We start from the raw sequence: 21,464 nt of genomic DNA on the forward strand, positions 1-21,464 counted from the left end.
TTCCGTACCCTGTTGTGTTTTATTATTTCCTTGTGATTATGGTGTTATTCTTGCCCCGGCTTACGGGGCTTTTTTTTGTTTTTTTCGGCTTTGCGGCCTTCTTTTTTGACTGTGGCGGCGGCGGTAAATCACGGAATGCCCGCACATTACGGTTTTGCTTTGCCTGACCTATCAAGCCCATCAATGTTTCAGACAACGGCACCATAAAATCCTGATAACGGTACTGTTTCTCACTGATTTGTGTCAGGGTTGATTCCCAGTGCGCCGTCATATCCGGCAGTGTCGCCATTTCCGGCAAGACATGAATAAGTGCGCGTCCCGCAGGCGATGAGTGAATATTCCGCCCTTTTTTGTACAAAAATTCACGGCGGAACAGCAATTCAATAATGCCTGCGCGGGTCGCTTCTGTGCCTAAACCATCGGTTTCACGCAGCACTTTTTTCAGGGATTTATCTTTCACAAACCGGGCAATCCCGGTCATAGCGGAAAGCAGCGTGGCATCGGTAAACGGGCGTGGCGGCTGAGTCTGGCGCTCCACCACTTCCCCGTGCTCACACAGCAATTCATCACCTTTGGTCAGAACCGGCAGCGGTGTGCCTTCGTTCTCTTCATCCCGCTCTTTGGCACCTAACAGGGTGCGCCAGCCCGCTTGTGAGAGGAAACGGGCTTTTGCGATAAATTTTCCGTTGGCAATATCCAGCTCAATTACGCACTTACGATATTGCGCATCCGGCATAAACTGCATCAGATACTGACGGGCAACCAGCTCATAAACATTCGCTTCATTTTCACTGAGCGACACACGGGAGGCTTTTGCTGTCGGAATAATGGCATGGTGCGCATCGACTTTTTTATCATCCCAGCAACGGTTTCGCAGGGAATCATCCATATTTTCCTGTGGCAGCAAATCCGGCGTATGCACAGAAATCGCGTTCAGTACGGTGTGCCGCCCGGCAAAGTGCTCTTCCGGCAGATAACGGCTGTCCGAACGCGGATAGGTAATTAATTTATGAGTTTCATACAGACGCTGACAGGTATCCAGCACTATCTGAGCACTCAGCCCGTAGCGTTTGGCGGCCTCAATCTGTAATGCGGACAACGAAAACGGCAATGGCGCCACTTCGTTTTCTGTTTTGTCCTGAAAATCCGTGACCAGCGCAGGCTGCCCGCTGATACGGCTGACAACATGTTCTGCCAGTGTACGGTTGATCAGGCGTCCGTCTTCATCCTGATGATCCTGACACGCCTCACTCGGCTGCCACAGCGCAGTAAAGCGCTCATCTGCCGGTGTGACAATATGCGCCCTTACTTCAAAGAAATCACGCGGCACAAAATTTTCAATCTCTTCGTCGCGGCGCACCACCAGCCCGAGCACCGGAGTCTGTACGCGCCCGACAGACAACACGCCGTTATAACCGGCATTGCGCCCGAGGATCGTATAGGCGCGGGTCATATTGATGCCGTAGAGCCAATCCGCACGTGATCGCGCCAGTGCCGAAACACACAACGGAATAAATTCGCGGTTGGAGCGCATTTTCCCGACCGCCCGCGTCACTGCCTGCGGGTTAAGGTCATTCACCAGACAGCGCAACACCTGCTGACGGCGCGCCGGGTCAAGTTCGAGAAAATCGAGCACTTCATCCACTAATAACTGCCCTTCGCGATCAGGGTCACCGGCGTGGATAACTTCGGTGGCGTTATGAAGCAATGAGCCGATAGTGCGAAGCTGTTTTGCTACAGAATCACGCGGTCTGAGTATCCATTTTTCAGGGATAATGGGGAGATCGGCGAGGTTCCAGCGTGCATAGCGGGGATCGTATGCATCCGGCTCTGCCTGTTCGAGCAGGTGTCCGATACACCAGGTGACACAATCATTTTCACCGCAACGGATAAAGCCGTCCCCCCGCTGGTGCGGTTTGGGTAATACGTCCGCAATCGCACGGGCGAGGCTGGGCTTTTCAGCAATAAACAAACGCATGTTTATGCAGTGACTTCTATCAGAGCGCGATCGGCATCCGGCGCAACCAATTCGCCGACCGGACTGAGGGTCAGACCATATTTACGTGCAACCGCTTCCACTTCATCACGCGCCGCAGGATCAACCGCCAGTAACAGACCGCCTGATGTTTGCGGGTCGCACAGCAATTTGCGCTGAACGTCGGTCATTTCGCCGACAAGATGCCCGTAACTGTCAAAATTACGCTGTGTACCGCCCGGTGTGCAACCCAGTGCAATATAATCATAAACACCCGGTAAAACCGGAATAGAATCGGTGTGAATAATTGCCTGTAAACCAGAACCCCGGCAAATTTCACTCAGATGGCCGAGCAGCCCGAAACCGGTCACATCCGTCATGGCTTTCACACCACTGATTTCTGAGAAATCCGCACCCGGTTTGTTGAGCTGACACATGGTGTCACGTGCCAGATTTTTATGTTCAGGGCGCAGTTTGCTCTCTTTCTCAGCGGTGGTCAGCACGCCGATACCCAGCGGTTTGGTCAGCAGCAGTTGGCAACCGGCCTGCGCGAGGTTGTTCTGTTTGATTTTGTCTGTCGGCACAATACCGGTTACCGCCAGACCAAAAATCGGCTCAGGGGCATCAATCGAGTGACCGCCTGCCAGTGAAATTCCGGCTTCACGGCAGACCGCACGGCCACCTTCAATAACCTGCTGTGCAATTTCCGGTGCCAGTTTGGCAATCGGCCAGCCGAGGATAGCAATCGCCATAATCGGCTTGCCGCCCATGGCATAAATATCACTGATCGCATTGGTGGCGGCAATGCGCCCGAAATCAAACGGATCATCCACAATCGGCATGAAAAAATCCGTGGTACTGATGATGCCGACACCGTTACCGATGTCATATACTGCGGCATCATCACGGGATTCGTTACCGACCAGTAAATTAGGATCAATAAACTTAGCCTGCTCACTGTGCAGGATAGTTTCGAGTACTTTAGGGGAAATTTTACACCCACAACCCGCGCCGTGACTGTATTGCGTTAAACGCACTGCTTCTGACATGATAATCTCCTTGTTAGCGTCAATCTGCTCAGAACCAGCTGACAAAAGGGGTGAGATCCACAGGCGTCACAGTAGCCGGTGCTTTCAGTGCCGGGGTGCCGAGATAAAGAAAGCCGACAATTTTATCATGCTCTTCACATCCCAGGCCATCCCGTACCACCGGGTCTTTTGTCCATGAACCCGTACGCCAGATCCCGCCGAAACCCTGAGCCACTGCTGCCATCTGCATGGCCTGTACAGCACAGCCCGCTGCAACCACCTGTTCCCACTCAGGAACCTTATGTGCGGCTTTTACCTTTGCGATAACCGTAATAATTAACGGTGCACGTAAAGGTGCATTGCGGGCTTTTTCTTCAACTTCAGGTCCGAGACCGGCTTCCTTCGCTGCTTTTTCGAGCAATTGACTGAATTTTGTAATGCCTTCATTTTGCATCACAATAAAATGCCAGGGCTGTAACGCGCCATGATCCGGCGCACGCATCCCGGCATTCAGAATACTATTTAAGGCGTCACCCGACGGTGCAGGTGTTGTCAAACGTGACGCTGAGCGGCGATTAAGTAATAAAGTCAGTGCATCCATCAGTTATCCCCTTTTTTTAGTCGCAGATAAGCTACCACTTTTTTCACTATTTTTAAGGATAGATTGTTTAAATGCTTATATTTCAGGCAATCCGTCGTTTTCAGGCTGACAAATCCGTTTATCCTCTTTACGATAGCAGGACATCTTTGTATTTGGAGCCGTCATGCGTATTTTATGGACTATCATCACCGGATTATTTAAATGGAGCTGGCGAATACTGAATTTTGTGCGTCACCTTGTCGCCAACATTCTTTTTCTGGTCTTACTGCTGATTGTGGCCGGTGTGTATGTCACCCTCAGTGAATCTGATACTCAGGTCAGCAGAGAGCCCGGAGCATTATATGTAAATCTCTCCGGTGTTGTCGTCGATCAGATTTCCCGTAACAGTCCGCTTGAAGGTCTCAGCCGTCAGTTGCTCGGCGCATCAGCCGGTCAGTTGCAGGAAAACTCACTTTTTGACCTGGTTGAAACTATCCGCACCGCTGCCGGTGACCCGGACATTACCGGGATGGTTCTCAAACTGGATGATTTTGCCGGTGCTGATCAGCCATCGCTCAATTATATCGGAAAAGCGATCAGTGAGTTCCGCAAACAGGGTAAACACGTTTATGCGGTCAGCGGCAGCTACAGTCAGTCACAGTATTATCTGGCCTCTTACGCTGACAAAATCGTGATGCCGCCACAGGGTGGCGTCGGTATCTACGGGTTCGCGACGAATACCTTGTATTATAACGAGTTACTGGAGATGCTGAAAGTCAAAGCGCACATCTTCCGTGTCGGCACCTATAAATCTGCTGTCGAGCCGATGATGCGTAATGATATGTCACCGGAAGCCCGCGAATCAACACAGCGGTTTATGGATATTCTGTGGGATAACTACCTCACGACCCTTGCCGCCAACCGCAAAACAGATAAAGACACCGTTTTCCCGGGGGCGACAAAAATGCTCGCCCTGATGAAACTGGCGCAAGGTGATAATGCCCGTTACGCAATGCAACAAAAACTGGTGGATGAAATCATGCCGTCAAATGTTTTTGAAGCAGAAATGGTAAAAGTGTTCGGCTGGGATAAACAAAATAAAACCTTTAACGCTGTTCAGTTTAACGACTACGCCAAACTCAGAGGTGTCGGCGTTGCGCCGGAAAAAGAGACACAAAATATTGCGGTTGTCGTTGTCCAGGGCGCAATTGTTGACGGACCGGATGCACCGGGTATGGCAGGCGGTGACGCCGTTTCTGCGCTTATCCGCGAAGCACGTCTGAACCCTGATGTGAAAGCACTGGTTCTGCGGGTAAACAGTCCGGGCGGCAGTGTGACCGCCTCTGACCAGATCCGCGCCGAAGTTGCCGCCCTGAAACAGGCCGGAAAACCGGTTGTGGTTTCGATGGGCGGTGTTGCGGCATCAGGCGGTTACTGGATTTCGACTCCGGCTGACTACATTGTTGCCTCGCCAAGTACCATCACCGGCTCTATCGGGATTTTCGGGGTGATCACCACCTTTGAAGATACCCTCAGCCAAATCGGTGTTCACACTGACGGCGTATCCACCTCACCGCTCGCCGATGCAACCGCCACCAAAGCGCTGACACCGGAGTTTTCAGAGCTGATGCAGATGTATATCGAAAACGGCTACCGCTCTTTCCTGACGATTGTTGCGCAGTCACGGCACAAAACCACGGAAGAAGTGGATAAAATTGCTCAGGGCCGTGTCTGGATAGGACTTGATGCCAAAGCCAATGGCCTGGTTGATAAACTGGGTGATTTTGATGATGCCACCGCAAAAGCGGCTGAACTGGCAAATATTGAAAATCCGGTACTGAACTGGATGCAGCCGGAGATGACATTTGTGGATAAACTACTGTCAGAAGCGGTCGGAAATGTGAGTATCTCCCTGCCATCAACCTTGCAGGGGCTGATCCCGGCACCTGTCGGTGCGACACTGACGCAGCAGGCCAGATTCTCAAAAATGCTGACCGATCCGCAATACCGTTACGCGTTCTGCTTAAACTGTACTGATATTCAATAGGTTTATTCTTCAGCCAAAAACTATAACCTGAAGCCTGTTCGTGACGAACAGGCTTTTTTTTTATTTCTGAACACCCTATAATTCCTGCAACTTTCCCTGTCACTCCGTTAAGAGCAGCAACATGCAAAAGAAATCCATTTATGTGGTCTATACCGGCGGTACTATCGGAATGCAGCACTCGGCGCAGGGCTACGTTCCTGTTTCCGGACACCTGCAACGCCAGGTCGCGATGATGCCGGAATTTTTCCGTCCTGAAATGCCGGATTTCACTATCACAGAACATCAGCCGCTGATTGATTCATCTGATATGACACCTGATGACTGGCAGTGCATTGCCGATGATATCAACGCCCAGTATGACCACTATGACGGATTCGTCATTCTGCATGGTACGGATACCATGGCGTTTACCGCCTCCGCACTCTCTTTTATGTTTGAAAACCTGACCAAGCCGGTAATAGTGACAGGGTCACAAATTCCGCTGGAAGCCCTGCGTTCAGATGGTCAGATAAACCTGCTTAATGCGCTCTATCTGGCGGCCAATTATCCGGTCAATGAAGTCGGTTTATTCTTCAACAACCGCCTGTACCGTGGTAACCGGACAGTAAAAGCCCACGCAGACGGCTTTGCGGCCTTTACCTCACCGAACTATCCGCCACTGATGGAAGCCGGCATTAACATTCGCAACCTGAATACCAACCCGCTACCGCAGAGTGATGCACCTTTCACTCTGCATAATATTACCCCGCAGCCGATTGGCGTGGTTACCGTGTATCCCGGGCTTTCTGTCGATGTGGTAAACAATATTCTGCAACAGCCGGTCAAAGCACTGATTATCCGCTCTTACGGGGTAGGTAATGCACCGCAGCAACCTAAATTACTCCGTGCGCTGCGTGATGCCACTGAGCGCGGCATCATCGTAATAAACCTGACACAGTGTATCTCCGGGCGTGTCAATATGGACGGCTATGCCACCGGGCACGCCCTCGCTGACGCCGGTGTACTCAGCGGGTTTGATATGACCTTTGAAGCCGCACTGACCAAGCTGCACTATCTGCTCAGCCAGGATTACACCAGTGATGAGATCCGCATTCTGATGCAACAGGATCTGCGCGGCGAACTTAGTTATAACGACAACTGAAATAACAACTGAGGATACAAGGCGATGAAAACAGCCCTGCTTCTGGTGGATTTACAAAATGATTTCTGTCAGGGCGGTTCACTCGCAGTCCCGGACAGTGACAGTGTGATCCGCACCGCTAACCGGATGATAAAATATTGTCAGCAGCAGGCAATAGCAGTGGTAGCCAGTCAGGACTGGCATCCGGAAAATCACCTGAGCTTTGCTGTTAATTCCGGAACAGTTGTTGGTGAATGTGGTGAGCTTAACGGGCTGCCACAGGTGTGGTGGCCGGTTCACTGTGTACAGCACACTCAGGGAGCGGATTTTCATTCCGGCCTGAACCAACAGGCTATCACGCACATTATCTACAAGGGTGAAAGCCCGGCAGTTGACAGTTACAGTGCGTTTTATGATAACGACCACCAACGCCCGACAGCCCTTCTCCCGTGGCTTGCCGCGCAGAATATTACCCGGCTGGTGGTACTCGGGATAGCCACCGATTACTGTGTGAAATTTACGGTGCTTGATGCACTGGCGGAAGGTTTTGCGGTAACAGTGATCACCGATGGCTGCCGTGGTGTCAATCTGCAGGAAAATGACAGTGATAACGCGCTGAAAGAAATGGAAAAACAAGGTGCGGTGTTACAGACCTGCGCGCAGTTTTGCAGGACAGAAACCTGACTTCAGATAAAACAGACGCGGGACAGCGGCATTTCTGCGCAGTCCCGGTGTATACTCAGTCCTGCGGCCGGATGGTCGCCAGGTGTGTATCACTGAACAGGGCTTTCAGCGCCTGTTTGGATTTCAGGCTGATTTCCCCGTTCATCCCGATGCTCATATGCTCCGGATCCTCGTTATGACGGGACTGCCATATCATCACCAGTTGCAGGCTGCTGCTCTTTTGTGATTCTGTCAGCGGCACGCCATCGGCCCATTTACCTAACTCGACGGCGGTCACCAGGCGCCGGTATACTTCCGGTGTCATGGCGGACAGCAAATCATCAATTTCCATTCTTACTCCTTCCCCGAATACGGCTGATTTTACGTTTTGATCACATCAAAAGCTGAATCGTTTTTTCTTTAGTTGATTAAATGTTAAATTTAAAAATTAACAGACTAACCTTTTGTTATTTCTTTTGTTTTTTCATCTTCAAAACTCAGTGATGCTGAGTTAATGCAATACCGCTGCCCTGTCGGCGCAGGTCCGTCAGGAAAAACGTGCCCGAGATGCGCATCACAATGACCACAACGGGTCTCAATACGATGCATGCCATGAGAGCTGTCGTCAATATACCGAATCGCACTTTTGCTGACCGGTTCATAAAAACTTGGCCAGCCACAACCCGCATCAAATTTAGTATCAGAATAAAAAATTGGGGAATCGCAGCAAATACAACGGTATACCCCCTGTTTTTCATTATAAAGCAGGCGACCGGTAAACGGATGCTCTGTTCCTGCCTCTTGTGTGACATAGCGCTGAATATCTGTCAGTGCAGGTTTTTTTTCAGTCTCAGACATTGCTGAATCCTTATCATTATTTTTTAAAGCAAATCAAAGTATAAGGGTAACAATAAATTAACAACCTATGACCGGTTGTTATTCTAAACGTGTCCTGTCAGCATTGACACTGCTTATTTGTGATGTGATTCACATTTATGCGCCATGCCCGCTGTCTTTCTTGCGCTAACTCCCGATAATAGCGGCGACAAATTTACTGAAAGTGGCGATTTGTTACGCGAAATTGAGTATTTTTTCTGTCAGATGACATTACTTGACACGATTCCGCTTGACGGCTGGCAAGGTTTTGGTAACTTTAGTAGCAACTTTAATTCACTAATAAATAGCTGGTGGTAATACTATGACTATCAAAGTAGGTATTAATGGTTTTGGTCGTATCGGCCGTATCGTATTCCGTGCTGCACAAGAGCGTTCTGATATCGAAATCGTTGCAATCAACGACCTGCTCGATGCAGATTACATGGCATACATGCTGAAGTACGACTCAACTCACGGCCGTTTTAACGGTACTGTTGAAGTGAAAGATGGCCATCTGGTTGTTAATGGTAAAACTATCCGCGTAACGGCTGAGCGTGATCCTGCTAATCTGAAGTGGAATGAAGCCGGCGTTGATGTTGTTGCTGAAGCAACCGGTCTGTTCCTGACTGACGAAACTGCACGTAAACACATTCAGGCAGGCGCGAAGAAAGTTGTCCTGACCGGGCCTTCCAAAGACGAAACTCCGATGTTTGTTATGGGCGTTAACCATAAAGAATACAAAGGTCAGGAAATCGTCTCCAACGCATCATGTACCACTAACTGCCTGGCACCACTGGCTAAAGTTATCAACGACAACTTCGGTATCGTTGAAGGTCTGATGACCACTGTTCACGCAACCACTGCAACCCAGAAAACGGTTGACGGCCCGTCACATAAAGACTGGCGCGGCGGCCGCGGTGCATCTCAGAACATCATCCCTTCTTCTACCGGTGCTGCTAAAGCAGTAGGTAAAGTTATCCCTGCTCTGAACGGGAAACTGACCGGGATGTCTTTCCGTGTTCCTACCCCTAACGTATCTGTTGTTGACCTGACTGTCCGTCTGGAAAAATCAGCAACTTATGCGCAGATCTGCGACACCATCAAAGCAGCTGCCGCAGGCGAGCTGAAAGGCGTTCTGGGTTACACTGAAGATGACGTGGTTTCCACTGACTTTAACGGCGAAGTACTGACATCTGTATTTGATGCCAAAGCCGGTATCGCGCTGAACGACAACTTTGTGAAACTGGTTTCATGGTATGACAACGAAACCGGCTATTCTCATAAAGTACTGGATCTGATTGCACACATCTCCAAATAAGTCTGCACTCATTTTATCCCTGAAGAGCCGCTTTTGCGGCTCTTTTGTTTTTCAGGGAACAGACGTAAAGTAAAGAGAACATCATTTTTTTCATTTCAAAAGGGTAAATTATGATTGAGCGCCTTCTTGCATTACCTGTCGTCAGTCCGATCACTCCCTCTCTGTCACAGCGCCAGATTGGTGAGCTGCCCATTATTGTAATCGACCATCCGAAAGTCCGTGCGGCGGTTAGTTTTCAGGGCGCACACGTACTGGCATGGCAACCGGCAGAGGCTGAGCATCCGGGATTATGGCTCAGTGAAAACAGTGCGTTTACCCCGGGCGTGCCGGTACGCGGCGGGATCCCAATCTGCTGGCCGTGGTTCGGTCCGGTACAGGCGCCGGCTCACGGATTTGCCCGCACCATGCAGTGGGATTTTACCGCACACAATGAAAATGAAGACGGTGTTTTTCTGACCTTCACCCTGCGTGACAGCGCAGAGTCCCGCAAAATCTGGCCACATGAATTCACATTGATTGCCCGCATCCGCCTGGGGGATACCTGTGAGGTTGAACTTGAGGCTTACGGGCAGTATCAGGCAACTGCCGCACTGCACAGCTATTTTACCGTCGGGGATATTGCACAAATCAGTGTGACCGGTCTGGGACAGCATGTGGTGGACAAACTGGCTCAGCGTGAAGAATATACCGATGATGAAAAACTGGTTTTTCACGGTCGTACCGACCGCATCTATACCGAACCGGAACAATGCAGTTATATCCGTGATAAGAAACTGAAACGGACGATTGAAGTTGTGCATTTTCATCACAGCGATGTGGTGTGCTGGAACCCGGGAGCGGCATTATCCGCTGACATGAAAGATATGCCGGATGATGGCTATAAAACCATGGTGTGTGTCGAGAGCGCACGGATTAATCACCCTATGGCACCTCAGGGCGATAAACCGTCTCATCTGTCAGTACGTGTCAATCTTAGTCCAAAAATCGCCTGACGGCGGTTACAGCGATGAATAGCCGGTAGCAGATTACCGGCTTTCATATACTGTCAGTAATAACGGTGAGTCAAACATTGATTTGGGGGAGATCACCGTTTCATTCAGCGGAATACGGTTGCCGTAGCGCTCTTTCATTTTCGTTCTGACCGCAGGTGATGTCAGGTCAAACTCACGCAGTGTCTGCAATTTTCCGATCTCTGTGCCGGATGCATTTTTATATATCTTCCAGACCAGCTCAGAGCAGTAGATCCGCTCATCATCCCATGAAAATGTCAGGTCGTAAGGCCGCGACTGATAACGGAGCGCCTGCTGATACAGCGCCTTTTTCTGTGATTCTGTCAGGGGGTCGCGCAACCGTTTCAGCACATAATGACCGGAAACGCCCCGTGCAACCCACTGTTTTAGTGGCGTAAATTTCACAACATCGGCTGCTTCATACACATAAGGTTTCCCGTCACGCAACAGAATAATCCCCATATGACTGTAAGGCGAATGCGTTGCTTTCTGAATGGCAGCACTTTGGGATGAACGCGAGGTGTGGAAAATAATATCGCCCTGTTGCGGTTGCAGGGCAAATACGGGTGCGGTGAAAAAGCAAAAGAGTAACAACAGGTTGCGCACTGATATTATCATGCATCGTCTCCTGTGAAATGCCATAAAAAAACTGCACCTGACAATCTGTCAGGTGCAGCTCTGTAATCTGTCTGTTTTATCAGAAGCTATAGGTAACGCCGGTCCACAGAATTGAGGTGGTTTTTTTATCCACCATCGGGCTGTTTTTCGCTTCATTCGGTAACAGGTCAATACGCCCCATTGCGAACGCTGACCAATTATCATCAAACTTATAATTTCCTGTCAGCTCAACATACGGCATCCAACTGCTGCCCGGACGGTATTCATCCAGACCGCTGCGGCGGGATTCTGAATCCGTTATACCGTATTCATAGCGGTTCTGACGCTCACTCTGCCAGATAACCCCGACACCCGGCTGAAGTGACCAGTTGTCACCATCAAAGCCGTAGAGGTAAGCCGCATCAAAGCGCATGCCGTCACTTTTTCCGAGGATATCACCGGAGAAATTCGCACGCAGGGTTCCCCACTCTTCATGATGGCGGTAACTCATGCCCGCCATCGCGGTATCACGGCGGTTATCGAGCTGACGCATACGGGAATCTTTATTATCTTTGGCGCGATATGCCTGCGGATAATAAAAAAGATCGACAGAAAGCTGATCTTTTTTATCATTCCACAGATAGTAACCTGTTGCTAACGTATGAAAATAAAAGTTTTTACCGTCATAGTTAACCATCGGAACCGGCATGAATTTATCTGACGTTTTTGTTCCGCGATAGGCCTGTTCCTGGTATAAAACAGAGGCCCCGACAGACCACTTTCCGTCATCCGCGAATGCGGAGGCTGACAAGGTCGCCAGCACTGCTGTTGTCAGCAGACCGGTTATTTTTTTATGCATTATTATTTCCTGAGTTAAATTCGTCTGCAAATTACAGTGATACGTATTCGCACAGTGGTATATTTTACCGTGAATGATAATTCAGTAATGATTAAAATTACAGATATTTACTGTATCAAAACGTGCCGTTAACATGGCTGAAAACCACCTAAAAAACACGAAATGCCGCAATCACCGCCTGTCCTGCCGCTATTCCGCCATCTCCGCACGGAAGCTGACGGGGTTCAAGAACATGGCGGTGAGTTAATCCTGCCTTAATAAAACCACGTAATAACCGGTTATTAAATACCCCGCCGGAAAGGACGACTGTATTAGTCTGATACTGTTCTGCGGCTTCATTCGCCAGTTCTGCAAAGGTATTCGCCAGCATGATATGGAAGCAGACCGCTTTTGCCTCAGAGGTCAGCGAATCATCCACCAGCATCAGCCAGAGCGGAAGCAAATTGATCGTATTATCAGGGTTGACCGGCAACGATCCTATTACCTTCATTTCATTAATATTGTGACACTGTAACGCATGCGTTTCCAATGCACAGGCGGCTTCGCCTTCCCAGCTCACCGGACCGGAAATAAGCCCCAGCGCACAGGCAACCGCATCGAACAACCGCCCGCAGGATGATACGCGGGGTGAATTAATTCCCTGTTCAATGGCTTTTATCAGTAATTCACAGCCCTGCTCCGGTAAACGGGCAGACAGCTGAGAGCCGGGCCATAACCCGGCATGATGCAGGTGCGCCAGCAAATTACGCCACGGCTGTGTTGCCGCTTTGTCTCCGCCCGGCAAACTCACTGCGGGCAGACCGCCGGTGCGGATCATATTGCAGTAATCCCCTGCAAGCACTTCGCCGCCCCACAACTGATTATCTGCACCAAACCCGAGACCATCCAGCGCAATACCCACAACCACGCCATCCTCCTGCCGCCAGCCGTGCTCTGCCAGACAGGCAGCAATATGGGCATGATGATGATACACAGGTATAAACGGCACCTGCCAGGCGGCGGCGAGCGCCATTCCTGTTTTATGGCTGACATACCCGGGATGCGCATCCGCAGCAACTGCCTGAGGACGCACCTGATAAATCTGCTGAAACAGTGCCAGCGATGCCTCCTGTTGCGCCTGCACGGAAAGGTCATCCAGATCGCCGAGATGGGGGCCGGTAATCAGCTGGTGATGATGCAGAAAACAAAACGCATTTTTCAGATCCCCGCCCAACGCCAGCACTGACGGCGTTTCTTTGCCGGTCACCGCACTGACATCGATCGTGTCCGGCACATAGCCCCGCGCGCGGCGCAGCATCTGATTACCGTCCTTTTGATAGCGAACAAGGGAATCATCTGCACGCTGAATGATTTCGCGGTTATGCAGCAGAAAAACATCGGCGATCGTATTAAGTTGTTCAAATGCGGTGGTGCTATCAAGCGCCGGCGTATGACCGGAGGCATTTCCGGACGTCATCACCAACGGACGCTGACTGTCATTCAGCAGCAGATGCTGTAATGGATTAGATGGCAACATAATACCGATTTCACATAAATTTGGTGCTATCAGTGGCGATAATGCAGCAAACAGCCGCGGTTCATCGATTAACACAATCGGCGCTGCCGGGCTTTTTAATAATGTGACCAGTGCTGCGTCAGGCTCGCGTCCCAGACAGGCTGTCAGCCAGTCAACAGAGGGGATCATCACGGCAAACGGTTTTGCCGGCCGGTGCTTGCGAACCCGCAGTTTCGCAACTGCATCACTGTTTTGCGCATCAACTGCGAGGTGAAAACCACCCAGCCCCTGCATAGCCAGAACGTTACCGTTATGCAGTTGCCTGACACTCTCTGCGATTGCATCATCATGACGCATCAGCACCCGCTGATCCGCATCAGTCAGCCAGATTTGTGGTCCGCAGTCAGGGCAGGCATTAGGTTGTGCATGAAAGCGCCGGTCGCCGGGGTCTTTGTACTCTTTCTGACATACCGGACAAAACGGAAAGACAGACATCGCCGTATTGGGGCGGTCATACGGCATACTGCGGATAATAGTGAAACGCGGTCCGCAATGGGTGCAATTTATGAAAGGATAACGGTAGCGGCGGTTTTGCGGATCAAATAATTCTGCGCGGCAGGCATCACAGGTGGCGGCATCCGGAATGATTTCTGTGTCCATTTCACCACGCCCGCTGGCACAGATAACAAAGGCCGCCGGATGCTGTGCAAAGGTATAGTCGTGCTGCTCAATACTGTCTATCCGCGCCAGTGGTGGGCACTGTGCCTGTAACCGGTCAATAAACCCGGCAACATCGGCACTTTTCAGCAGGTGAACAAGCACCCCTTCACTGTCATTACTGACATCACCACACAGCGCCATCTGATGTGCTATCTGCCAGACGGCGGGACGAAAGCCGACGCCCTGAACTTTACCTTTAACCCGTATTGCCACACCCGCAATCATAAAACGCTCCAGCCTGATTTTAACCGACACCCTGATTTTAACCAACACCCTGCTTTTAACCAACATAGTGTACTGCGCTCAGATGTCCGGGTTATTTAGCCAGATCAGAAAAAAGCGGTATTTATACTCTTTCATTCAAACTGCAGGTTCGTTGGCGGAACGAGGACAGCCTGCATCCTGAATGACGGCTGGTATGCCTGAAATCAGTCAGTTGTCACTACCGGTACCCGCAGTGCCAGCGCCGTCAGTAATTCATAGCCGATGGTTCCCGCATGCATGGCAACCTCATCAACCGGCAGAGATTTCCCCCACAACTCCACCGGCGTGCCGATATCCGCAGCCGGACACTCAGAGATATCAACCGTCAGCATATCCATGGAAATACGTCCTGCCAGCGGACAGCGCTGCCCTTCAATCCATACCGGTGTGCCGTCAGGTGCATGACGGGGATAGCCATCGGCATAGCCGCAGGCAATAGTGGCAATACGCATAGGTTTATCTGCACTGAACCGACTGCCGTAACCGACTGTGTCTCCGGCGGCAATATGATGAACCGCAATAATTTCACTGCGCAGTGTCATTGCCGGCTTCAGTGCAAATTCCGCAATATCCGCATAATTTCCGGAGGGTGATGCCCCGTAAAGAATAATTCCGCAGCGGACTTCATCGCCCCGCGTATCCGGCTCCCACAGTGCAGCAGCCGAATTAGCCAGACAATGCGGCAGATTCAGTGAGCTGAATAACGCAATGCGTGACATCTGCTGATGAATGCCGGCGGTCAGATCGGCATCAGAAAAATGGCTCATCAGTGTAATATTAAGCACCTGCGGCGCTATTTTCAGGCGCTGAAGTGCATTCAGATAAGAGGCGGGCGAAAAACCCAACCGGTTCATGCCGCTGTTCAGCTTAAGATAAACATTCAGCGGATGAATAAACGAGGCATCTTCAATCGCCTTTAACTGCCAGTCACTGTGTACCGCTGTTGATAACTGATAATGGTCAATCAGCGCCAGATCCTGTGGCTGAAAAAAGCCTTCCAGCAACAAAATGGGTTTCTGCCAGCCCCGCTCCCGCAATTTGATCGCATCGGCAAAATCCAGCAGCGCAATACCATCTGCTTCAGTCAGTGCCGGGAATATCCGTTCAATACCATGTCCATAGGCATCTGCTTTGACCACCGCCCATACCAGAGACGGGCTGACAATACGGCTTATCTGCGCCAGGTTATGGCGGATGGCATCATTATGAATAACTGCCTGTATCGGACGCGGCATAAGATAGCGGGCTCCTGTTCTGTTATGCGGTATGCAACTGCTGCGGAATAACCAGCTTTGTTTTAAACCCGTTCAGATAGCGGGAAACCGCCAGGTCATCGGCACGGATCGCGGTGTGGTGTCCGGTCATAATATCCGCCAGAAGTTGCCCGCTGCCGCAGGCCATCGTCCAGCCGAGTGTGCCGTGTCCGGTATTAAGGAACAGATTTTTATATGCTGTCGGACCAACAATTGGTGTGCCGTCCGGTGTCATCGGGCGTAATCCTGTCCAGAATGTCGCTTTTGTTATGTCCCCGCCGCCGCCGTAAAGATCCTGCACCACCATTTTCAGTGTTTCACAGCGCCGTTTTACAATATCCAGATTAAACCCGGTGACTTCCGCCATACCCCCGACACGGATCCGTTCATCAAAACGCGTCACAGCAATTTTATATGTTTCGTCCAGCACGGTAGAGACCGGCGCACGGCTGACATCGGCTATCGGCATGGTCAGTGAATAGCCTTTGAGCGGATAAACCGGCACTGAAATGTGACCGCGTAACAACTGAGTTGAGTAAGAGCCGAGTGCAACCACATACTGGTCTCCGGTGATCACTTCTTCATCACAAATAACACCGCTGACACGATCACCACTGTACTGAAGCCGGTGAATATTTACACCGAAACGAAATTTCACCCCTGCCTGCCGTGCCATTTCCGCCAGGCGTTTGGTGAATAAATTGCAATCGCCGGTTTCATCATTCGGTAATTGCAAACCGCCGCTGAGTTTGTGCTCCACATGCGCCAGCGCAGGCTCAGCCTCATGAATTTCACCGGCACTCAGTAACCGGTAAGGCACACCTTCCTGCGTCAGAACAGCAATGTCATTGGCGGCATTATCCAGCTGTTTTTGTGTACGGAATAATTGCAATGTGCCGCCCGACCGCCCTTCATACTGAATACCGGTTTCTGCCCGCAGGGTTTGCAGACAATCCCGGCTATACTCTGCAATGCGAACCATGCGGCTTTTATTCATCACATAATAATCAGCACCGCAATTGCGCAGCATCTGCCACATCCAGCGTAACTGAAACAGAGAGCCATCCGGACGAATGGCCAGCGGTGCGTGTTTTTCAAACATCCATTTTACCGCTTTCAGGGGAATACCGGGTGCGCCCCATGGTGTGGCGTAACCGGGTGAAATTTGCCCGGCATTGCCGAAGCTGGTCTCTTCTGCGGCAGCTGATTGCCGGTCAATCACGGTTACATTATGGCCTTTCTGCGAGAGATACCAGGCTGTTGTAACACCGATAACACCACTTCCCAGGATGACAACGTTCATATTGCCGCCTTTTGTTAAATTGACGTTATCACCAGCATAATATTTCAGAAACATTTTGCCAACATAGCAGCATCCACTCAGCGCTGAATATGTTTGTTTCTTTGCAGTCAGTCACAAAACAGCACGTTTTTTCATCAATGAAATTATTAATTAATTTATTTTTTTATCTGAAAACAGTTTTATTGTTTTATAAACCAATATGTTATCTTCTTCTTTTCCGTATAACCCACCCTGTGCGGAAGACAGCAGAATGAGCAATAACAGAGAGTGAGGCAGCGGATGTTTTTTACCGTGGAATAAGAGAGATACGCAGAATTTTCCGGTTATCATACCGGGCGGAAGGAATTCCCTGATTTAAGACACTGACAGCAAAAAACCGGCCTGAGCCGGTTTTTCAGATTATATATTATTAATGCAGGGGATCAGCATGCCTGCGGGTTCAGATCGCGGGCGATTTCGCTCTGCATAGTCTGCCAGATAAGCCCGCTCTCTTTACCGTAATGGCGGACACACTCAAGCACACTGTCATACGCTTTATCGCGGCATAACGTAATAAGCTGCTGATAAAAATTCAGGGCCAGCTTACGGGCCTGCGGGCTGGCAAAATAAAACCGTCCTACCCGGGTGTACAACCCTTTTAATCCGTTGAAAATCAGACCGTAAATCGGGTTTCCCGAGGCAAATGCCAGGCCGCGGAATACATCATAATCATACTGACTGAATGCGGCCGGGTTATCCTCCGGTACAGAGTCCTGTCCGAGGACTTCCAGTGATTTTTCAGGATTATGGCGAAACGCGGTGCGGATAAAAATAGAGGCGATATTAGTCCGGGCTGCCAGCAGGTTTTCAATCAGTTCCGGCGCACTTTCGTGATCCAGACGGGCGATGGTTTCCAGAATATTAAGACCGGAAGTTTCCCAAAAATTGTTGATTTTAGTCGGTTTTCCGTGCTGAATAGTCAGCCAGCCATCTCTGGCAAGGCGTTGTAATACCTCGCGCAGGGTGGTACGGGTTACACCGATAAGTTCTGATAATTCACGTTCTGCGGGTAAAATGGAACCGGGCGGAAAACGATTGTTCCAGATGCTTTCAATAATATACTCTTCTGCAAACCCCGCAGGCTCTGCGCTTTGATTACCATAGCTGACGTCATCCGACACAAATAATTAATTTTCCAATGACAAGGATGATAACAGAATGTAGTGCCGCGATATACCAATCACCATGCGAAAGAGTGAATCAGGTCATAAATAACATCGGTGTATTCACGCCGTGAACAGTTGATTTAAATCCTTAATAAATTCAGAATACCGGCGTAGTATAAAATACTGCATATCTTCATGCTGCTTTTCCCTGCAACCCCTATGGAGGACACACAGCAATAATGGAAATGTCAATGCGGCAAGCCTTCCTGAAAAACTTTATGGGTCATTCACCTGACTGGTACAAGCTTGCTATTATTTCGTTTTTAATAATAAATCCGATTGTTTACTTTCTTATCGATCCGTTTACGGCAGGCTGGTTATTAGTTATTGAGTTTATCTTTACGCTCGCGATGGCGCTTAAGTGCTACCCTCTGCAACCCGGCGGTCTGCTGGCGATTGAAGCGGTTATCATCGGGATGACATCCCCCGGCCAAATCAGTCATGAAATAATGAATAACCTTGAAGTTATTTTATTGCTGATTTTTATGGTTGCCGGTATCTACTTTATGAAACAGTTACTGCTGTTTCTGTTCACCAAAATGTTGTTAACTATCCGCTCTAAACGGGCTCTTTCCCTGGCATTCTGCCTTGCCAGTGCCTTTTTATCTGCCTTTCTCGATGCACTGACAGTGATCGCTGTTGTTATCAGCGTTTCTGTCGGTTTTTATGCGATTTTTCATCAGTATGCCTCTTCGCAAAAAGAGATGTTGCCTCTCAGTGATGATCATTTTATCGACAGTGCAGAGAAAAAACAGACACTGGAACAGTTCCGTGCGTTTTTACGCAGCCTGATGATGCATGCCGGTATCGGTACAGCACTCGGCGGTGTGATGACTATGGTGGGTGAACCACAGAACCTGATTATCGCCAAACATGCCGGGTGGGATTTCATTAATTTCTTCCTGCGCATGGCACCTGTCACTATCCCGGTCTTTTTTTGCGGTTTACTGGTTTGTTACCTGGTCGAGCGTTTCAGATTGTTTGGTTATGGTGCCGAGTTACCGGATCGCGTCAGAGCCGTACTTGAAGATAATGCACAAAAATCTGCCGCACACCGGACCAAACAGGAAAAAATGCAGCTGATTGTTCAGGGCATTATCGGCCTCTGGCTGATTTTCGCGCTGGCATTTCATCTTGCGGAAGTCGGGCTGATCGGGTTGTCCGTTATCATCCTGGCAACGGCTTTCTGCGGGATCACGGAAGAGCATGCACTGGGTGAAGCCTTTGAAGAAGCGCTGCCGTTTACCGCGCTGCTGACCGTCTTTTTCTCTGTTGTCGCGGTGATTGTCGATCAGAAACTGTTTACACCCTTTATTCAGTTTGTTCTCAGTTCTGATCCCTCCTCGCAGCTTTCGCTGTTTTACCTGTTCAACGGACTGCTCTCTGCCGTTTCCGATAATGTCTTTGTCGGCACCGTCTATATTAATGAAGCCATGACGGCGATGAAGGAAGGACTGGTTTCCTATACACAGTATGAATACCTGGCCGTTGCTATCAATACCGGGACAAATCTGCCGTCGGTGGCAACCCCGAATGGTCAGGCTGCATTCCTGTTCCTGCTGACCTCCGCTCTGGCACCGCTTATCCGCCTGTCCTACGGGAAAATGGTGATGATGGCGCTGCCTTATACCATTGTAATGACCCTTGTCGGCTTCTTTGGTGTCGAACTGTGGTTAGTACCGGTTTCAGAATGGATGGCGGGTCAGGGTATCATTACTCTGCCGTAACAGATGTATTACACTAAACTAACCGGAATAACGCTGTTATTCCGGTTTTTTCTTTTGCGTACCGGTCTGATGCGGAAAAAAGATGCGCCGCAGTACTTTTTGTCGTACATTCATTCGTAACGTTAGTCTATTCATTCATTTACCGGATAATACGGATAATATTATGCTGACTTACCTTTATGAGTGTTCCCGGGGTCGCAGTGCCTGGTTTTTACTGATGATCTCCGCGCTGGCACTCGACGGTATCGCCCTGTTCTTTCAGCACGGGATGGGATTACAACCGTGCGTGATGTGTATTTATGAACGTATTGCTGTTCTGGGTATTGCATTTGCCGGTTTCCTCGGCTGGGTGGCACCGCGTACCGCACTCATCCGCTGGATAGCTGTCGCGTTATGGATTTACAGCGGGATAGTCGGGTTACAGCTGTCATGGGAGCACACCATGATCCAGCTCTATCCGTCACCTTTTAACACCTGTGATTTCTTTGTGAATTTCCCGGAGTGGCTCCCGCTCAATGAGTGGCTGCCGGCGGTTTTCGAAGCCTCAGGTGATTGTTCCGTTCAGCAGTGGGTATTTCTGAAACTGGATATGCCGCAGTGGCTTATCGGGATTTTTGTGGTGTATCTGATTATCAGCGCGCTGGTGCTGTTATCTCAGTTTATCCATAAGAAAAAACGCCGTCCCCTGTTCGGATAACGGGTAATAAACAAAAAATATCCGCGCCAACGGGTGCGGATATTTTTGCAGAACCCGGCAGTTACAATACTTCAATCAGTATAAATTCCTCGAAAATCAATTCCATCTCCGGCGAAAAAAAACCTTCCCGCGTAAAATAGGCCTGATGCTCTCTCTGCCAGAAAGCGAGACTTAAATCCCCTTCTCCCTCTGCTGCGGCTATAGCGGGTGTCACATCACAGAAACGGACAAGCTGCATTGATATGGTGCGGATAACACAAACCGGCACATTTTTGCCGTCAAGAACAATACTGTATCCACCAATCTCCGGTTTAATCCCTTCCTGCATAAAACTATTCAGGGAAGAACAGCTTGCTCTTTTCTGCCCGTGAATAACCAGCGCCGCCAGTTCATCCGCCAGTTCCGGTGAATCACCAAACGGCCAGGCGACGACTCCCGGGTATTTCGCCCGTAATACATCAGATATCACAATACAGAACCGCAACTACCGGAAAGCAGTGCCCGTTCATTACAGCGCTTTCCGTTGGCAAACTGACAAACTGATGACTGCGCGCCGTTCAGCTCATGAATAAGCGAGGGTGTTCCGCCTGCATAACTGCATGATGCACGGGCATCTTCCGTTAAATCTGTCAGTGGCTGCTGGTAACGCAGAACCTGCTTTTGCTGCACCGTTTCCGTTGACTGACTGCATGCCGCCAGTAACCCGATTACACCGACAAGCATTGTG

The 21,464-nt window shown here is 49.9% G+C and carries 19 protein-coding genes and 1 pseudogene; 7 read left to right on the forward strand and 13 right to left on the reverse strand.

Annotated elements, in window-relative coordinates; all coding sequences use genetic code 11:
• Window positions 1–22: 22 nt before the first annotated feature.
• From AYY17_RS01355 to AYY17_RS01365, 3 genes are read right to left on the reverse strand one after another with little or no spacing between them, the layout of a single operon-like run.
• Window positions 23–1,978 (reverse strand): DNA topoisomerase III, encoded by a 1,956-nt coding sequence (locus AYY17_RS01355; RefSeq protein ID WP_067420657.1) that lies wholly within the window; start codon window positions 1,976–1,978, stop codon window positions 23–25.
• Window positions 1,979–1,980: 2 nt separating this feature from the next.
• Window positions 1,981–3,024: a selenide, water dikinase SelD gene (gene selD, locus AYY17_RS01360; protein WP_067420659.1), complete on the reverse strand. Its 1,044-nt coding sequence runs from the start codon at window positions 3,022–3,024 to the stop codon at window positions 1,981–1,983.
• Window positions 3,025–3,052: 28 nt separating this feature from the next.
• A complete protein-coding gene (locus AYY17_RS01365) occupies window positions 3,053–3,604 on the reverse strand; it encodes an NAD(P)H nitroreductase (protein WP_067420662.1) in 552 nt (183 codons plus the stop codon).
• A 163-nt stretch (window positions 3,605–3,767) separates the two neighbouring features.
• Here AYY17_RS01365 and sppA point away from each other — a divergent pair, with 163 nt between their 5' ends.
• From sppA to pncA, 3 genes are all read left to right on the forward strand, one after another.
• On the forward strand, window positions 3,768–5,630 hold the full coding sequence (sppA, locus tag AYY17_RS01370; protein WP_067420663.1) for a signal peptide peptidase SppA: 1,863 nt from the start codon (window positions 3,768–3,770) through the stop codon (window positions 5,628–5,630).
• A 121-nt stretch (window positions 5,631–5,751) separates the two neighbouring features.
• On the forward strand, window positions 5,752–6,771 hold the full coding sequence (gene ansA / locus AYY17_RS01375; RefSeq protein ID WP_067420665.1) for an asparaginase: 1,020 nt from the start codon (window positions 5,752–5,754) through the stop codon (window positions 6,769–6,771).
• A gap of 24 nt (window positions 6,772–6,795) precedes the next feature.
• Entirely contained in the window at window positions 6,796–7,434 is a 639-nt protein-coding gene (pncA, locus tag AYY17_RS01380; protein WP_067420668.1) for a bifunctional nicotinamidase/pyrazinamidase, read from the forward strand.
• 55 nt (window positions 7,435–7,489) lie between these two features.
• Here the strand turns inward: pncA and AYY17_RS01385 are convergent, their stop codons facing one another.
• Both AYY17_RS01385 and msrB read right to left on the reverse strand, forming a co-directional pair.
• Complete coding sequence (locus AYY17_RS01385) at window positions 7,490–7,765, reverse strand: YeaC family protein (protein WP_067420670.1); 276 nt, start codon at window positions 7,763–7,765, stop codon at window positions 7,490–7,492.
• Between the two features lie 104 nt (window positions 7,766–7,869).
• Window positions 7,870–8,271 carry a peptide-methionine (R)-S-oxide reductase MsrB gene (msrB, locus tag AYY17_RS01390; RefSeq protein WP_067420671.1) on the reverse strand — a complete coding sequence of 134 codons (402 nt, stop codon included), beginning with the start codon at window positions 8,269–8,271 and terminating at the stop codon, window positions 7,870–7,872.
• Between the two features lie 340 nt (window positions 8,272–8,611).
• Here msrB and gapA point away from each other — a divergent pair, with 340 nt between their 5' ends.
• Together gapA and AYY17_RS01400 are read left to right on the forward strand one after the other, a co-directional pair.
• Complete coding sequence (gene gapA, locus AYY17_RS01395; protein WP_067420673.1) at window positions 8,612–9,607, forward strand: glyceraldehyde-3-phosphate dehydrogenase; 996 nt, start codon at window positions 8,612–8,614, stop codon at window positions 9,605–9,607.
• A gap of 110 nt (window positions 9,608–9,717) precedes the next feature.
• Window positions 9,718–10,599: a D-hexose-6-phosphate mutarotase gene (locus AYY17_RS01400; RefSeq protein ID WP_067420675.1), complete on the forward strand. Its 882-nt coding sequence runs from the start codon at window positions 9,718–9,720 to the stop codon at window positions 10,597–10,599.
• A gap of 33 nt (window positions 10,600–10,632) precedes the next feature.
• Here AYY17_RS01400 and AYY17_RS01405 read toward each other — a convergent pair whose 3' ends face one another.
• The 6 genes and pseudogenes from AYY17_RS01405 to fadR form a co-directional block, all read right to left on the reverse strand.
• Window positions 10,633–11,235 carry a YiiX family permuted papain-like enzyme gene (locus AYY17_RS01405; RefSeq protein ID WP_067420677.1) on the reverse strand — a complete coding sequence of 201 codons (603 nt, stop codon included), beginning with the start codon at window positions 11,233–11,235 and terminating at the stop codon, window positions 10,633–10,635.
• Window positions 11,236–11,314: 79 nt separating this feature from the next.
• On the reverse strand, window positions 11,315–12,073 hold the full coding sequence (locus AYY17_RS01410) for a MipA/OmpV family protein (RefSeq protein WP_067420679.1): 759 nt from the start codon (window positions 12,071–12,073) through the stop codon (window positions 11,315–11,317).
• Between the two features lie 148 nt (window positions 12,074–12,221).
• Window positions 12,222–14,513 (reverse strand): carbamoyltransferase HypF, encoded by a 2,292-nt coding sequence (gene hypF, locus AYY17_RS01415; protein ID WP_067421289.1) that lies wholly within the window; start codon window positions 14,511–14,513, stop codon window positions 12,222–12,224.
• Between the two features lie 203 nt (window positions 14,514–14,716).
• Entirely contained in the window at window positions 14,717–15,787 is a 1,071-nt protein-coding gene (gene alr, locus AYY17_RS01420) for an alanine racemase (protein ID WP_067420681.1), read from the reverse strand.
• Window positions 15,788–15,809: 22 nt separating this feature from the next.
• Complete coding sequence (locus AYY17_RS01425; protein WP_067421290.1) at window positions 15,810–17,108, reverse strand: D-amino acid dehydrogenase; 1,299 nt, start codon at window positions 17,106–17,108, stop codon at window positions 15,810–15,812.
• A 422-nt stretch (window positions 17,109–17,530) separates the two neighbouring features.
• Window positions 17,531–18,249 (reverse strand): annotated as a pseudogene (fadR, locus tag AYY17_RS01435) (fatty acid metabolism transcriptional regulator FadR).
• 243 nt (window positions 18,250–18,492) lie between these two features.
• On the opposite strand from fadR, the gene nhaB reads away from it, so the two are divergent.
• Both nhaB and dsbB read left to right on the forward strand, forming a co-directional pair.
• On the forward strand, window positions 18,493–20,040 hold the full coding sequence (nhaB, locus tag AYY17_RS01440) for a sodium/proton antiporter NhaB (RefSeq protein WP_067420685.1): 1,548 nt from the start codon (window positions 18,493–18,495) through the stop codon (window positions 20,038–20,040).
• A 163-nt stretch (window positions 20,041–20,203) separates the two neighbouring features.
• Complete coding sequence (dsbB, locus tag AYY17_RS01445) at window positions 20,204–20,737, forward strand: disulfide bond formation protein DsbB (RefSeq protein ID WP_067420687.1); 534 nt, start codon at window positions 20,204–20,206, stop codon at window positions 20,735–20,737.
• A gap of 61 nt (window positions 20,738–20,798) precedes the next feature.
• Here dsbB and AYY17_RS01450 read toward each other — a convergent pair whose 3' ends face one another.
• Window positions 20,799–21,209: an ASCH domain-containing protein gene (locus AYY17_RS01450; protein ID WP_067421291.1), complete on the reverse strand. Its 411-nt coding sequence runs from the start codon at window positions 21,207–21,209 to the stop codon at window positions 20,799–20,801.
• On the reverse strand, window positions 21,203–21,460 hold the full coding sequence (locus tag AYY17_RS01455; RefSeq protein ID WP_235845240.1) for a putative hemolysin: 258 nt from the start codon (window positions 21,458–21,460) through the stop codon (window positions 21,203–21,205). The genes AYY17_RS01450 and AYY17_RS01455 overlap by 7 nt, the downstream gene beginning before the upstream one ends.
• Window positions 21,461–21,464 lie beyond the last annotated feature (4 nt).

This window comes from Morganella psychrotolerans, from assembly GCF_001676055.1.
GTDB classification, from domain to species: Bacteria; Pseudomonadota; Gammaproteobacteria; order Enterobacterales; family Enterobacteriaceae; genus Morganella; species Morganella psychrotolerans_B.